Origin of the sequence: Christiangramia aestuarii (assembly GCF_009735585.1) — a bacterium.
Lineage (GTDB): Bacteria > Bacteroidota > Bacteroidia > Flavobacteriales > Flavobacteriaceae > Christiangramia > Christiangramia aestuarii.
In genome coordinates this window covers 240,468-253,607 of record NZ_VJVW01000004.1, presented here as the reverse complement: position 1 = coordinate 253,607, position 13,140 = coordinate 240,468, and the positions used below count along the sequence as shown (strand labels likewise).

Here is a 13,140-nt window from a genome sequence, read left to right as displayed (position 1 = left end):
TTACCAGATAGACCTGGAGAATTCGAAATTCAGCTTCTGTTGTAGTTTTTCTGAACTAATGATCTTTCCCAAAGAATTTTCGGAATGGTCGAATTTCGGGGTCGCCAGATTCCTTTCCTGGGCGATCCTGGAATAATATTCCTCCTTGGTTGGATGCTCGGGATAAACCACGTTCCAGACAGAATTGTCCTTTTTCATATCTATTAGTTTGAAGATCGCGTTCAGGCAGTCTTCCTGGTGAACCAGGTTCACCGGAGCCTTGGGATTACTGATCCCTTCCCTGCCGGCCAGGTAAGTAACAGGATGCCTGTCTTCGCCAATAAGTCCCCCGAATCTTAGAACAGAAGTATTGAAGCTTTCATTGTTAAGGAAGAGCAATTCGGCATTGCGAAGCTGAATGGCTGTATCGTTAGCGTTATTGGTATTCGCATCTTCTTTGTAAGTAGGGATGGCCGAGCTGTCCTTATAGACCGAAGTGGAGCTGGTAAAGATCACCTTCTGCAGATAAGATTTTTCAATATAAGGGATAAGCTTGTCGATCTTCTTAACAAAATTAATGTCGGGATTCTTTCTTAGCCCCGGCGGAATATCTACCACCAGTACCTCGACCCCCGAAAGGAATGAACGAATATCACCCTGTATTCCCCGTTCATATAATTTGATGGAGTAGGGGATCATGCCCGCGGCCCTCACTTCACTAAGTTTTTCAACCCTGGTTACCGAACCTCTTACCTCATGGTTTTCCTTTCTCAGCCTTTTTCCAAGCTCCATTCCTAACCATCCACATCCCAGTATTGCTATCTTCATTCTATTCGTTGATTCTAATTGTTTTCTTTAAAATTGTCGCGTCATTTAGTACAAAAGGCCTGGAGATCATTCCCTGGGGACGCTCCTTTACCTTTAATTTTTCGTTGCCAATAAGGTCGTAAGCCGATTCATAAACTACAAATTCTGGCCGGTCCCCTTTTTCTATGCTGAATTCGATCCTTAAAGTATCCCGGTTGGAGGCATAATAAGTGAGCAGTCTCTCTTTCCAGCGCCTCGTGAACATATGAAAGGCATTTTCTCCCAGGTAAACATCTTTGGCTTCCAGGCCGTTCACTCTGAAACTTTCAAAATCCACATCCTTGGTTTCGAATAATTCTATTTTATTGATATCGCGGTTGGGAGCGATCTTCAGCATATAATTCTGCCTGTCCAGGCTGTCAGGGCCTTTTTCGATGATTACCCCGGGTTCCGGGATGTTTATTTTTGGTGCTTCAGCTTTAAAAGTGAAGCTGCTGCCGTACTTACTGCTGAAGTTGGCAATGGCATGTGAGCTGGCTTCAGCATCTTCTCCAAAAAATTGGGACGTCCATTCATCGATCTCGTGATCGTAAGAATACCAGTTGGCAACATCCTGGTCCAGATCCTGCAGGTAGACCAGGCTGTTTGGCTTAGGTCTTTCCGGGCTAAAATCTGAATAATAATGCGCCACGAATATAAGGACATTAAAAGTGAGAAAAGAAAGTACGGCAAAGGATTTTAATCTTCTGAAATATCCGAACAACGGCAAAAATAAGAAGAACAGCAGGCTGGTAAGGATGCCCGTCACGAAGAGCAGTTTTAATCCCAGGGCGACCGGGAGGCTCCAGATGAAAGGTAATAGTATGATTATCGCCGGCCAGGAAAGGAGTACCATCAGGATGCGGTTCGGCTTTTCCTGTCTAATCATCACGAATAGCTGCAACAGCCCGAAATAGACCAGGATCACAAAATAAGATGCTCCTTTAAGATATACCGCCATAAGCGCACTTATAATAAGCCAGAGGAATAATGGGGCTACGAATACCGAAGCTGTTCTCAGGCTGCGCCTTAGGAGGTGGTAGATCATAAAGCAGACAGAGAGGGCGAGGAAAATGGCAATGCCAATATACCAGTAACCGTTGTAGGTAAAACCCTGTTCCATTTCAGCATACTCCGGGTAAATGAAAAGACAGAATTTCCAGAAGGCCCAAACCAGTAAACCTGAGACCACCAGGCTAAGGATCATGGGAATAAACCCGAACAGGATACCTGTAAGTTTTAGCCTTTCCCGGCGAATACCGTAGACGATTAGCGCCAGGAAAATAACTCCTGCCAGGACCAGCATAGGGTTTATCCACGCGAAGGGATAGCTTATCATTTCTCCAAACGGCAGGCTTAGGTAGATCAGGTCCCTGTCGCTGGAAAGATCATTCAGTTCCGCGTTACTGAAATAACTTAAAAGCGGCATTAAATATTCACCCTGGTGTTTTAATGTTTTTTTGTCTAAATTTTTAGGTATATCGGTGGCGGTGTGATAATCATAGTGGTCATCTATAAACGCAAAATTGTAGCCATTGATATCTCCTTCTTCCCTTAGAACGGTAAGATCGGTATCGTTTGGAAGCATCTTATAAATGCTATAATAAAGGGAGTTAGTAACGGGATACTTTACTCCCGCCTTTTCGAAAGCTTCAATAAGGCGGGCGTTCTTGCCATTGGTTTCTAATAACATATAAGGGCTGCCGCCGCTACCTCGTGCTTCAAAATTAAGGGCAAGTTTTACATCTTCGGCCCAGGGATGGTCTTCAATAAATAGGCTGGCGCCATTAAGGCCTAATTCCTCCGCGTCGGTAAATAATAAGATGATATCATTTTCGTGTTCGGCATTCTTTTTCAGGAATACGCGAACACCCTCCAGGATTGTAGCCACGCCACTGCCGGCATCGCTGGCTCCATAGGAAGAATGCATGGCCGAATCATAATGTGTCATTAGAATCAGGGCGTCCCCATCGCCAGAACCATCTATCCTGGCCAGAATATTCTGAGGCCTAGCAAGGACTCCGTCCTTGTTCAGACTATAAGCTTCCTGCGTTTGTACTTCCAGGCCCATTTCCTGAAGCTGGTCTACAATGTAGTTACGCGCTTTGCTGTGTGCCGGACTACCCACATAATGAGGTTCACTGGCCAGTGCTTCCACATGCTCAAAAGCTCGCGAAGTGGAGAATTGGGTCAGGGAATTACTGGAATCTGGATCGTAATCTGGCTGCTGAAAATTAAAATTGAGCCATACCGCAACTATTATGAGAAGAAATGCGATTAAGCCGGATAGTTTAGTGTTCATGTACCTGGGATGAAAGGTCTTAAAGTTAAATAAGATTTTTGTGAATAGACAAGGAAAAAAGGCAAGTAGCTGCTAAACTAAAATTCGTTATATTTAAGTAATTAAGAATCAAAAGTTTAGGATATGGGTATCAAAAGTTTTATGGGTAAGCGGGCAGAGCCTGAAAAGCCTGCGGAATTGCCAATTTCGGTAAAGGATTATATGGCGACCAACCTGGTGACCTTCCGCGAAAATGAGAATATCATGGATGTGATGGAAAAACTGATCAAGCACGGAATTTCCGGGGGTTGTATAGTAAATGAAAAGAACGAACTGCTGGGGATGATCTCAGAAGGGGATTGTATGAAACAGATATCAGACAGCCGATATTATAATATGCCAATGAGCGACCTCACCGTGGGCAAGCGAATGAATAAAAACGTGGTTACCATAGATGGTAACATGAACGTACTGGAGGCGGCCAATAAATTCACTGAGCTCAAGTTCAGAAGATTTCCCATCGTAGAGAACGGGAAACTGATAGGGCAGATCAGCCAGCGGGATGTTCTAAAAGCGGCGATTAGATTAAGAAGCCAGAGCTGGCACCGATAAATTCCCTCGTCTAATGAAAAAGCTGCTAATCATAAATGCGATCATCTGGGCATTGGTAATTTTGGTCGCTTCCTGGTTGTACAACGGGAGCAGTGGTTATAACTACCTGCTGGGCGTTCTTGTGGTAGGGTTCACCTTGCAAAATGGTTTGACTTACAATTATCTGAAAAAGAAAAAAACTTCCTGAATATGCATAGGAAGGCGTACAGGTATTGCTTTACCTTTTCTTATCCTGATCTTTCATCTCGGCCTTTCGCATAGGCATGGAATCTATTAGGCTGAAAAGTTTTTCGGGTTCCAGGACTTCAGTTTGTCTTAATTTCACCCCGCCGTCGAGGCCAATTAGGATGAGCTCAAAATTATCATCTGTCTTTTTAAGTCTTTGGTATATTTTGGATTCCTGCCATTCTGATGCATCCGGAAGCAGTATCTTATGTTTTCCCGGGATTGCCTCAATCATCAGCAGTTTTCTTTCCTTTAGAGCCTCCAGCTTATTTTTGAAAATCCTTAACTGGGAACTGAGCATATCATTTTCTTCAGCAGGAGTGAAAACCACTACCAGCCTGTTTTCCCACTGATATTTATCTAGTTCCTGTGCTGTCATAAGATTGGGTAAGATCAGGAATATACCTAAGGTCAATAGCTTTTTCATAAGCTATAAGATAGGAAGGGAAAGCCAATAATTATCTCAAGAAAATATTAATTCCTTTTTACTAGGGCGTAAAAGTCGTTTTCCAGCGGCAAATAGCCCTGGTCGTAAATAAAGAAATAGCGGTTGCCCGTTTTGGTGGTATAGATACTGGTGAAAAATTCGAAATCGAATCCTCTGGAAAGCAGTTTGCTCCGGGATACCGAAGTTTTACCGCTGGGGTTTAGCTCCTCCAGTATCCGGTAATTCTTGCGAAGCAGGTTATTGGTGTTGCGTATGATCTTACTGGAATCCTTGTTCGCATTATTATGAAAAGCATTCCGGCAGTAGTCACTGCAAAATTTCTTGTCGGTTCGGCCTATGATTTTTTCCCCGCATTCCGGGCAAGATTTTTCCATGCTCATAGAATTTTAATACTCGTAGGGAAGCTGAATTGATTTTGAACTTTAAAGTAAATATAATTTTTCAAAAAGATCGGGATCATGGCTTTTGAAATAACAGGCTGAGAATTCTGGGAGTCTGGTTTCCATCCTCATCAAACCATTCGTTTAATCTTTTCAGGTGAAAACCAGCAGACCTGGCTGCGTCCAGATATTCAGATATATGATGGGTATAGGTTTCCAGTTCAATAAGCTCTTCTCCTGCGTGGAACCTGGCCTTGGTACCATTGTATTGTTTGAAGGGGTGTAGTTCTGAAATAAAAAAGTGGCCACCGGCATCGATCTTCGAAAATGCCTGAGCGAATATGAAATCCAGATTTTCAATATGTTCCAGAATAAGGTTGCAGGTGATAAGATCGAATGTTTCTGAGGTCCAGTCCCAATTCCTGGTGATATCCGCTTTTTGAAAGCTTATATTTCCTGAAGTGACCTTTTCCCTCGCCTGAGCAAGCATATTTTCTGAAAAATCTACGGCTATAATCCTTGCCGCCCGTTTCTGTAGCCATTTGGTATTTTTACCGGTACCACAACCCAGTTCCAGGACCGCGCTGAATTCTATGCTTTCCAGGCTTGCTCGGGTCAACCTTTCATCCAGGTCCCGGGTCCGGTTTTTATTATGGTCATATTGTGAAGACCATTGGTCGTATGCTTTTTCGATGCTCATAATGCCATAAAATTAGGCATTAGCATTTTTACACACTGGATTTATAGTTAATTATCTTTCTATATAATGACTTTTGCCCATTTCTGGGCATCTGTTATAGTTGTATCTGGAAAAATTCATCTTCTTCTCCTTGGATATATTCCCCTTTGGTGACCACTAGATTTCGAATTTCGGTAGAAGAACAGCATTCCCCGCGAACCCATTCAGTTTCCAGCTCCATTTCGAATATGCTATTCGAATTTACGAGGATAGATAATTGATGTAGCCCATTTGGCCAATTCTGTATTAATAAAATATAGCTGTTGCTGTAATTTTCGTAACGGAAATTTATGGGCTCAACTCCGGGAACCTTTATTTCTATATCTGAAGGATCCAGGCTTTCATTTTTCAGTAAATTTTCACCGGTTTCCTTATCTACGAATTCAAAGGATATTCCTGAAGAGATACATTCTATCAGGCTACATTCTTTATCATCGGTACTCTCACAGGAAGAAAGAAAAAGTACAGATAAAATCAGGAGGGCGCGGGTTAGTTTCTTCATTTTGATTTTTTGGGTTTAAAAATTAGATGGGGAAATATCCTGAAGGTTGCGTTGAGGTATTAATATTACTGGGTATTATTTTCTTTTGAGCCATTTTCTTGCTGAAACCTATGCGTTTACAAACGTTTACAAACGAAAGTAAACACATACAAATACTTTCAAGACGAATAAAGCTTTCCCGGGTCTGCATCTTTGTCCTGTTGAAATGAACGAATGATTTTCAGCTGCAATAAATTCTATAGTTATGAGCACTTTAAGAAACACAGTACAATTGATCGGGCATGTAGGGAATGAGCCTGAAATTATCAATCTTGAATCAGGTAAAAAACTGGCTAAATTTTCGGTAGCGACCAATGAGAGTTATAAGAATGCCAAAGGTGAAAAGATCACCGATACCCAGTGGCATAATATCGTGGCCTGGGGCAAGACCGCAGAACTTATCGAGAATTATGTGCCTAAGGGGAAAGAAGTTGGGATAGAAGGAAAGCTTACCAGCAGGAGTTACGAAGACAAGGAAGGTATCAAAAGATATATCACCGAAGTAGTGTGTAACGAAATTTTACTCCTAGGTAAATAAGTCAAACAAACCGAAAGAGTTAACCCCGTCTAAAGATGGGGTTTCTTTTTTTGAGGACTATTTTGATGTTCCGTGCATTGTTGGTTCTAATGTAGATCTTCTACCAATTCCTACAGACAGTTCATGATTTTAGGTATAAATCCTTTCGTGAAATTTTCAGCTTTATTCCTGATCCGCCAGCTTCATAGCTAGAAGTATATTTCCTGGGCCAGACGGTAGGTATTAGCGTGGGCTTCAATGATCAGTTTGATCTCTTTGGAGTAGCCTCCACCCATACTGCATTCCACGGGAATTCCAAGATCATGGCAGGTTTGTAGCACATACCTGTCGCGTTCCTTGCATCCCTCGATAGAGCAGGAGAGTCGGCCAAGTTTGTCGGTTTCGAGGATATCTACCCCGCAGAGGTAGAAGATAAAGTCTGGATTCGTCCTTTCAATAAGGTCTGGAAGTATAGCTTTTAATTTCTTCAGGTATTCATGGTCTTTGGTTCCGTCAGGAAGTTCAATATCCATATCAGACTCTTCTTTTCTGAAGGGATAATTACCTTTTCCGTGCATGGAAAAAGTAAAGACCGAATCATCATTTTTGAAGATCTCAGCAGTCCCATTGCCCTGGTGCACGTCCAGGTCTATAATGAGGATCTTTTCAGCAAGCCCATTGTTCAGAAGATATCGTGCTCCTATAGCCTGGTCATTCAACAGGCAAAAGGCTTCAGCCCTGTCTGTAAACGCGTGGTGAGTACCGCCGGCAATATTCATGGCAATGCCATGCTTTAAGGCAAAGTCACAGGCTTTAATGGTGCCATCTGCTATGATCTGCTCCCGGTCTACAAGTTCCTGGGATAAGGGGAAGCCTGACACCCTTATCTCTTTTTTTGTGAGTTCCAGGTTTAGCAGCCTTTTATAGTAATTCTCGTCATGCACGGCCAGGATAGGTTCTTTTTTGGGAAATTCCGGCTGGAAAAAATTCTCCTCCTCGCAGGTACCTTCATGTAAGAGCTGTTTTGGAAGCAGGTCATATTTTTCCATGGGGAATCGGTGACCTTCTGGCAGAGGATGCTTGTAGATAGGATGAAAGGCGATTTTGAGCATGGATTTGAACTACCCAATCTTTAAACGTCATCCTGAACTTGTTTCAGGATCTATAAAAGTTCTTAGCAAATTGGAGAAGCTGAAACGAGTTCAGCTTGACCAATTTGTTTAAAATAGGTTTATAATTTATTCGAGTCACACTTCGACTGTGCTCAATGTAACTTAATTCTAATTTATAGTTGTTCCCGGTTTTACCCAATCTTCGTCAGGGTTTACAAATACGAGTTTCCCCTCGGCATTTTCGGTCATAAGGATCATACCTTCACTTTCTACCCCTCGAAGTTTTCTTGGAGCCAGGTTAACCAGTACGGTCACCTTTTTTCCAATGATCTCATCGGCTTTAAAATGCTCAGCGATACCAGAAACCACGGTCCTTTTGTCAAGGCCGGTATCTACCTTTAAAACCATCAGCTTTTTTGTTTTCGGCATTTTTTCGGCTTCGATAATGGTTCCTACTCTCAGATCCATTTTCGTGAAATCATCAAAAGTGGCGATATCTTTCTGAGGTTCTACCTGCTGGTTTTCCATTTCGTTGGCGGTTTTGGTGGCTTCTAGTCTGTCTAATTGTTTCTGTATCTGCTCCTCCTCGATCTTGCTGAACAACAATTCCGCTTTTCCTATCTGGTGACCTGCCGGGATCAGTGCTTCTTTGGTGCCAATTATATCCCAGTCTGGAGTATTACCAGAATTCTCATCTGCCTGGTTCAGCATCTTCTTTAGTTTCGCTGAGGTAAATGGCAAGAAAGGTTCACTGATGATCGCCAGTGCCGAAGCTATCTGCAGGGCAACATACATCACCGTTTTTGTTCTTTCCTCGTCGGTCTTTACCAGTTTCCACGGCTCTTCATCGGCAAGGTATTTATTACCCAACCTGGCCAGGTTCATCAATTCTCCCTGTGCTTCCCTGAACCTGTATCTTTCGATCGAACTTGCGATCACAGAAGGATAAGCCTTCAATTCGGCGATCGTTTTTTCGTCTACTTCAGAATAGGCTCCCGGTTCCGGAACTATGCCATCGTAGTATTTATTGGAAAGCACGATCACCCTGTTGATGAAGTTTCCGAAGATCGCCACCAATTCATTATTATTTCGTGCCTGAAAATCCTTCCAGGTAAAGTCGTTATCCTTGGTTTCAGGAGCATTTGCGGTAAGAACATACCTTAACACGTCCTGCTGTCCTGGGAAGTCTTCCAGGTATTCATGCAACCACACCGCCCAGTTTTTGGAAGTTGAAAGCTTTTTCCCTTCCAGGTTCAGGAATTCGTTGGCCGGTACATTTTCCGGAAGTATATAATCTCCATGAGCTTTTAACATTACCGGGAAAATGATACAGTGAAATACGATATTGTCTTTCCCTATGAAATGCACCAGCTTTGTGTTTTCATCTTTCCAGTATGGCTCCCAGTCTTTGCCTTCCCGCTCTGCCCATTCTTTGGTAGAAGAGATATAACCAATAGGCGCATCGAACCAAACGTAAAGTACTTTGCCATCGCCGCCTTCAACAGGCACAGGAATTCCCCAGTCCAGGTCGCGGGTTACCGCGCGGGCACGAAGCCCGTCGTCTATCCATGATTTTACCTGGCCATACACATTCGATTTCCAGTCGGCCTTATGTCCTTTCAGTATCCATTCCTTCAACCAGTCTTCATACTGATCTAATGGAAGAAACCAGTGACGGGTTTCTTTTAAAGTTGGAACCGCACCGGTAATGGCCGATTTCGGGTTGATAAGGTCGGTGGCGTTCAGGGAAGTCCCACAGCTTTCACACTGGTCACCATAGGCTTCCTCGTTCCCGCATTTAGGGCAGGTGCCGGTCACGAACCTATCGGCCAGGAACTGTCCGGCCTCTTCATCATAAAGTTGCTTAGTGGTTTCCTCAATGAATTTTCCATCTTCATACATTTTCTTGAAAAATGCTGAAGCCGTATCATGATGGGTCTTTCCTGAAGTCCTGGAATAATTATCGAAGCTTACCCCGAAATCTTCAAAGGATTTTTTAATGATCCCATTGTATTTATCGACTACATCCTGCGGAGTTACTCCTTCTTTTTTAGCTTTGATGGTGATAGGCACTCCATGCTCATCACTACCGCAAACGAAGGCCACATCGTGCCCTTGCATTCTAAGAAAACGGGAATATATGTCTGCCGGAACATAAACACCGGCTAAATGTCCTATATGAATGGGCCCGTTAGTATATGGTAAGGCCGCTGTAATCGTAAATCTCTGAGGATTTTTGTTCATTATTCTAAGTCCTTTTTTAAGAGCCGTAAAGTTAAGCAAAGGCGTTCGATTACGCGTTAAATTCTTGTAAAAGGCAAAAGCTGTGTAGAATAACTTTCTACTTTTACCTTAAAATGAATCAAAATGCGTAAAATAATCCTGATCGCTGCCGTTATTTTAATGGCTGCCTGTAATTCTGCAAAAAAAGGAACTTCGGGAAGTACATCAAAGTATAGCGTTGAAAATCTTGGAAAAATGAATATCCAGGAACTGCAGCAGAACTATCCAGATTCCAATATGGAAGAAGGAGTAGACCTGTACGAGGAAGGAACCGAAGAAAGGGCCTTTACGATCTTATACCCAGGTACCAGTGACGAAATGCATATTACCTGGCAGGACAGGGACAGGACAAAGATTCATGACCTTAGATTTTCTGAAGACGGAAAATGGACCTCTGAAACAGGAATAGATATCGGGACCAGCTATGAGGAGTTGAACAGGCTTAATGGAAAGAAGATTTCCTTCTATGGTTTCGGCTGGGATTACAGTGGTGCGGTAGACTGGAATGGTGGAAAACTTGAAAAAAGCGGACTAAGGGTATTCCTGACCCCAACCAAGGATGCACCGGGAAAATTTTACGGAGATAAATTAATCAAGGCCTCTCCCGAAGAGATCGAAGCCCTGGACCTGAAAGTAGCCTCCATCATGATTAATTACGCGATCTAAAATAATTACCCATGGCAGAGCACAACGAACTTGGAAAGAAAGGGGAGGAGCTGGCTGTGGAATATCTTAGATTGAAGGAATACGAGATCCTCGAGCTTAATTATCGCTTTCAGAAAGCAGAAGTCGATATTCTGGCCCGCCGGGGAAATTTGCTCATCGCTGCTGAGGTGAAAACCAGGAGCACTCCGGAATATGGAAATCCGCAGGACTTCGTTAAAGCCAAACAAATAAAGCAATTGGTAAAGGCGGTTAACCATTATGTTGAAGAAAAGGAGCTAGACGTAGATGTAAGATTCGATATTATTGGTATTGTTAAGAACAAGGCCGGCATGAAGATCGAACATATCCAGGACGCCTTCCTTTATTTTTAAAACTCATGCTTTTATGGAAATAAAAAAGGCCGGTACAACACCGGCCTTTTAATATTATATGAATCCGATAATTACCAGATCCTTACCCTGTTTTCAGGTTTTACATACATGGCGTCACCTTCTACAATATTAAAGGCATCATACCAGGCATCGATATTCTGAAGCGGTACATAAGCCCTGTACATCCCAGGTGAATGAGAATCGGTTTTAATCCTGTTCCTCAAGGCTTCGTCACGCATTTTAGTACGCCATACGGTTGCCCATGAAAGGAAGAATCTCTGCTCCGGAGTGAAGCCGTCGATCTCGCCGGGGTTTCCGTTTTCATCAAGGTGTATCTTAAGACCATCTAAAGCAGCATTAACACCACCAAGATCACCAATATTTTCACCAAGGGTGAATTTACCATTGATATAAACACTATCCATAACCTCGATGGCAGAGTACTGCTCGGCAAGGTCGTTTCCTAGGTTTTCGAACTGCTCAAGATCTTTGTCTGTCCACCAGTTGTTCAGGTTTCCTTCGGCATCAAAACGTGCGCCACTGTCATCGAAACCGTGAGAGATCTCGTGACCTATAACCGCACCAATTCCACCATAGTTTACGGCAGCATCGGCTTCGTAGTCATAGAAAGGAGGCTGAAGAATAGCAGCAGGGAACACGATCTCGTTGTAACGAGGGTTGTAATAAGCATTCACGGTTTGCGGAGGCATGAACCATTCGCTCTTGTCTACTGGTTGTCCCAGTTCAGCCATATTCTCGGCCACGCTCCATTTTTGAGCATTCATCATATTCTGGAAGTAAGACCCACCTTCTTCTGGAGATTTAATTTCCAGGTCGCTGTAATCTTTCCATTTATCTGGGTAACCGATCTTTACATTAAAAGTGCTTAGTTTTTCCAGAGCTTTTTTCTTGGTGTCTTCGCTCATCCAGGCAAGATTGTTAATCCTGTTCTCGTAAGCCTTGATGATATTATCTACCATTTCCTTAGCCGTTTCCTTAGCCTGTGGAGGGAAGTGTTCAGCAACATATAGTTTACCCAAAGCTTCTCCAAGCACTCTGTTGATAGAGCTTAAAGCCCTTTCGTTTCTAGGTCTTTGCTCTTTGGCCCCTCTTAAGGTCTGGCTGTAAAATTCCCAGGACTCTCTTTCAAGATCTGTGGTTAATCTAGGTGCTGCCCCGTTGAAAAGGTCCCATTTAAGGTAAGTTTTCCATTCTTCCACAGAATTTTCAGCAAGAAGATCCTGAAGCGCCTTCATATATTTAGGCTGGGAAACGATCACCGTATCCAGGTCTTTGGCGCCAATGCCTTCAAAATATTCATTCCACTGGAATGCAGGGGTCATTTTCTGAATTTCAGCAACGCTCATAGGGTTATAAGTATTCCTGGCATCACGTCGCTCTACCTTGTCTAACCTCGGCTCGGCAAGTTTAGTTTCAAAAGCAAGGATGGTTTCGGCGGCTTTGGAAGCTTCCTCTTCAGAATAATCTATATACTGAAGCATATCTGTAATATAAGCCTTGTACTGTTCTCTCTTCTCTTTTGAATCTGAATCCTGAAGCAGGTAGAAATCTCTTTCCGGAAGCCCAAGGCCTGAAGGATTTAGATAAGCCGCGTTCATGTCTGAATTCTTGCTGTCGGCACCAACGCCAAAAGAAAAGAATCCGGCGCTGCCGTAGTCACTCATTTCAACCAGGAAATCCTGAAGGTCTTCCTTAGACTGTATCTGGTCGATCTTAGCCAGGTAAGGTTTTACAGGTTCAACACCCTGCTTGTTCCTGGTAACGGTATCCATAATGCTTTTGTAAAGGAAAACCGCCTTGCCCTGGTCTGTAGATCCATCAAGGCTATCGCTGCTGGCCGTCTTTTCAAGAAGGGCCAAAGCATCTTCGTCGGTTCTCTGGCGAAGCTCGTCAAAACTTCCCCATCTGGTTCGATCGTTCGGGATCTCTGTACTGTCCAGCCAGGCACCGTTCACATAGCGGAAAAAATCTTCGCGAGCGCTGGTGGTGGTGTCCATATAGGCCAGGTTAATGCCATGGACTTCATCTTTTTCTTCTACTTTCTTGTCGTTGTCGCAAGCCGTTAACAGCCCGGCACCAACGGCAGATAAAAACAGAATTCTGTTTATTTTCTTCATTG

14 protein-coding genes are annotated in these 13,140 nt (G+C 43.2%); 5 read left to right on the top strand and 9 right to left on the bottom strand.

Annotated elements, in window-relative coordinates; genetic code table 11:
• Complete coding sequence (locus FLP08_RS11520) at positions 1 to 807, bottom strand: Rossmann-fold NAD(P)-binding domain-containing protein (protein WP_156276889.1); 807 nt, start codon at positions 805 to 807, stop codon at positions 1 to 3.
• A 1-nt stretch (position 808) separates the two neighbouring features.
• Positions 809 to 3,127 (bottom strand): M28 family peptidase, encoded by a 2,319-nt coding sequence (locus FLP08_RS11515; protein ID WP_156276888.1) that lies wholly within the window; start codon positions 3,125 to 3,127, stop codon positions 809 to 811.
• A gap of 123 nt (positions 3,128 to 3,250) precedes the next feature.
• On the opposite strand from FLP08_RS11515, the gene FLP08_RS11510 reads away from it, so the two are divergent.
• Together FLP08_RS11510 and FLP08_RS16415 are read left to right on the top strand one after the other, a co-directional pair.
• On the top strand, positions 3,251 to 3,718 hold the full coding sequence (locus FLP08_RS11510; protein ID WP_156276887.1) for a CBS domain-containing protein: 468 nt from the start codon (positions 3,251 to 3,253) through the stop codon (positions 3,716 to 3,718).
• A 13-nt stretch (positions 3,719 to 3,731) separates the two neighbouring features.
• Positions 3,732 to 3,905, top strand: coding sequence for a hypothetical protein (locus FLP08_RS16415; RefSeq protein WP_202912767.1), 174 nt, complete (start codon positions 3,732 to 3,734; stop codon positions 3,903 to 3,905).
• Positions 3,906 to 3,935: 30 nt separating this feature from the next.
• On the opposite strand, the gene FLP08_RS11505 is transcribed toward FLP08_RS16415, so the two are convergent.
• The 4 genes from FLP08_RS11505 to FLP08_RS11490 form a co-directional block, all read right to left on the bottom strand.
• Positions 3,936 to 4,370: a DUF4174 domain-containing protein gene (locus tag FLP08_RS11505; protein WP_156276886.1), complete on the bottom strand. Its 435-nt coding sequence runs from the start codon at positions 4,368 to 4,370 to the stop codon at positions 3,936 to 3,938.
• A 47-nt stretch (positions 4,371 to 4,417) separates the two neighbouring features.
• The gene (locus tag FLP08_RS11500; protein WP_156276885.1) at positions 4,418 to 4,765 is read right to left on the bottom strand and encodes a hypothetical protein; all 348 of its coding nucleotides are present in this window, start codon (positions 4,763 to 4,765) and stop codon (positions 4,418 to 4,420) included.
• Between the two features lie 82 nt (positions 4,766 to 4,847).
• Positions 4,848 to 5,471: a class I SAM-dependent DNA methyltransferase gene (locus tag FLP08_RS11495; RefSeq protein WP_156276884.1), complete on the bottom strand. Its 624-nt coding sequence runs from the start codon at positions 5,469 to 5,471 to the stop codon at positions 4,848 to 4,850.
• Positions 5,472 to 5,565: 94 nt separating this feature from the next.
• A complete protein-coding gene (locus FLP08_RS11490; protein WP_156276883.1) occupies positions 5,566 to 6,012 on the bottom strand; it encodes a hypothetical protein in 447 nt (148 codons plus the stop codon).
• 244 nt (positions 6,013 to 6,256) lie between these two features.
• Here FLP08_RS11490 and FLP08_RS11485 point away from each other — a divergent pair, with 244 nt between their 5' ends.
• Complete coding sequence (locus tag FLP08_RS11485) at positions 6,257 to 6,589, top strand: single-stranded DNA-binding protein (protein WP_156276882.1); 333 nt, start codon at positions 6,257 to 6,259, stop codon at positions 6,587 to 6,589.
• A gap of 188 nt (positions 6,590 to 6,777) precedes the next feature.
• On the opposite strand, the gene FLP08_RS11480 is transcribed toward FLP08_RS11485, so the two are convergent.
• Complete coding sequence (locus FLP08_RS11480) at positions 6,778 to 7,680, bottom strand: histone deacetylase family protein (RefSeq protein ID WP_156276881.1); 903 nt, start codon at positions 7,678 to 7,680, stop codon at positions 6,778 to 6,780.
• Between the two features lie 168 nt (positions 7,681 to 7,848).
• Complete coding sequence (gene metG, locus FLP08_RS11475) at positions 7,849 to 9,924, bottom strand: methionine--tRNA ligase (protein ID WP_156276880.1); 2,076 nt, start codon at positions 9,922 to 9,924, stop codon at positions 7,849 to 7,851.
• A gap of 123 nt (positions 9,925 to 10,047) precedes the next feature.
• Between metG and FLP08_RS11470 the strand changes: the two genes are divergently transcribed.
• Together FLP08_RS11470 and FLP08_RS11465 are read left to right on the top strand one after the other, a co-directional pair.
• Positions 10,048 to 10,629, top strand: coding sequence for a hypothetical protein (locus FLP08_RS11470; RefSeq protein WP_156276879.1), 582 nt, complete (start codon positions 10,048 to 10,050; stop codon positions 10,627 to 10,629).
• Positions 10,630 to 10,640: 11 nt separating this feature from the next.
• A complete protein-coding gene (locus FLP08_RS11465) occupies positions 10,641 to 11,000 on the top strand; it encodes a YraN family protein (protein WP_156276878.1) in 360 nt (119 codons plus the stop codon).
• A 71-nt stretch (positions 11,001 to 11,071) separates the two neighbouring features.
• Here the strand turns inward: FLP08_RS11465 and FLP08_RS11460 are convergent, their stop codons facing one another.
• Positions 11,072 to 13,138, bottom strand: coding sequence for a M13 family metallopeptidase (locus FLP08_RS11460; RefSeq protein ID WP_156276877.1), 2,067 nt, complete (start codon positions 13,136 to 13,138; stop codon positions 11,072 to 11,074).
• Positions 13,139 to 13,140 lie beyond the last annotated feature (2 nt).

Coding starts and splice junctions, on each gene's coding strand:
- FLP08_RS11520 (WP_156276889.1), bottom strand. CDS start 807: ATGAAGATAGCAATACTGGGATGTGGATGGTTAGGAATGGAGCTTGGA.
- FLP08_RS11515 (WP_156276888.1), bottom strand. CDS start 3,127: ATGAACACTAAACTATCCGGCTTAATCGCATTTCTTCTCATAATAGTT.
- FLP08_RS11510 (WP_156276887.1), top strand. CDS start 3,251: ATGGGTATCAAAAGTTTTATGGGTAAGCGGGCAGAGCCTGAAAAGCCT.
- FLP08_RS16415 (WP_202912767.1), top strand. CDS start 3,732: ATGAAAAAGCTGCTAATCATAAATGCGATCATCTGGGCATTGGTAATT.
- FLP08_RS11505 (WP_156276886.1), bottom strand. CDS start 4,370: ATGAAAAAGCTATTGACCTTAGGTATATTCCTGATCTTACCCAATCTT.
- FLP08_RS11500 (WP_156276885.1), bottom strand. CDS start 4,765: ATGGAAAAATCTTGCCCGGAATGCGGGGAAAAAATCATAGGCCGAACC.
- FLP08_RS11495 (WP_156276884.1), bottom strand. CDS start 5,471: ATGAGCATCGAAAAAGCATACGACCAATGGTCTTCACAATATGACCAT.
- FLP08_RS11490 (WP_156276883.1), bottom strand. CDS start 6,012: ATGAAGAAACTAACCCGCGCCCTCCTGATTTTATCTGTACTTTTTCTT.
- FLP08_RS11485 (WP_156276882.1), top strand. CDS start 6,257: ATGAGCACTTTAAGAAACACAGTACAATTGATCGGGCATGTAGGGAAT.
- FLP08_RS11480 (WP_156276881.1), bottom strand. CDS start 7,680: ATGCTCAAAATCGCCTTTCATCCTATCTACAAGCATCCTCTGCCAGAA.
- metG (WP_156276880.1), bottom strand. CDS start 9,924: ATGAACAAAAATCCTCAGAGATTTACGATTACAGCGGCCTTACCATAT.
- FLP08_RS11470 (WP_156276879.1), top strand. CDS start 10,048: ATGCGTAAAATAATCCTGATCGCTGCCGTTATTTTAATGGCTGCCTGT.
- FLP08_RS11465 (WP_156276878.1), top strand. CDS start 10,641: ATGGCAGAGCACAACGAACTTGGAAAGAAAGGGGAGGAGCTGGCTGTG.
- FLP08_RS11460 (WP_156276877.1), bottom strand. CDS start 13,138: ATGAAGAAAATAAACAGAATTCTGTTTTTATCTGCCGTTGGTGCCGGG.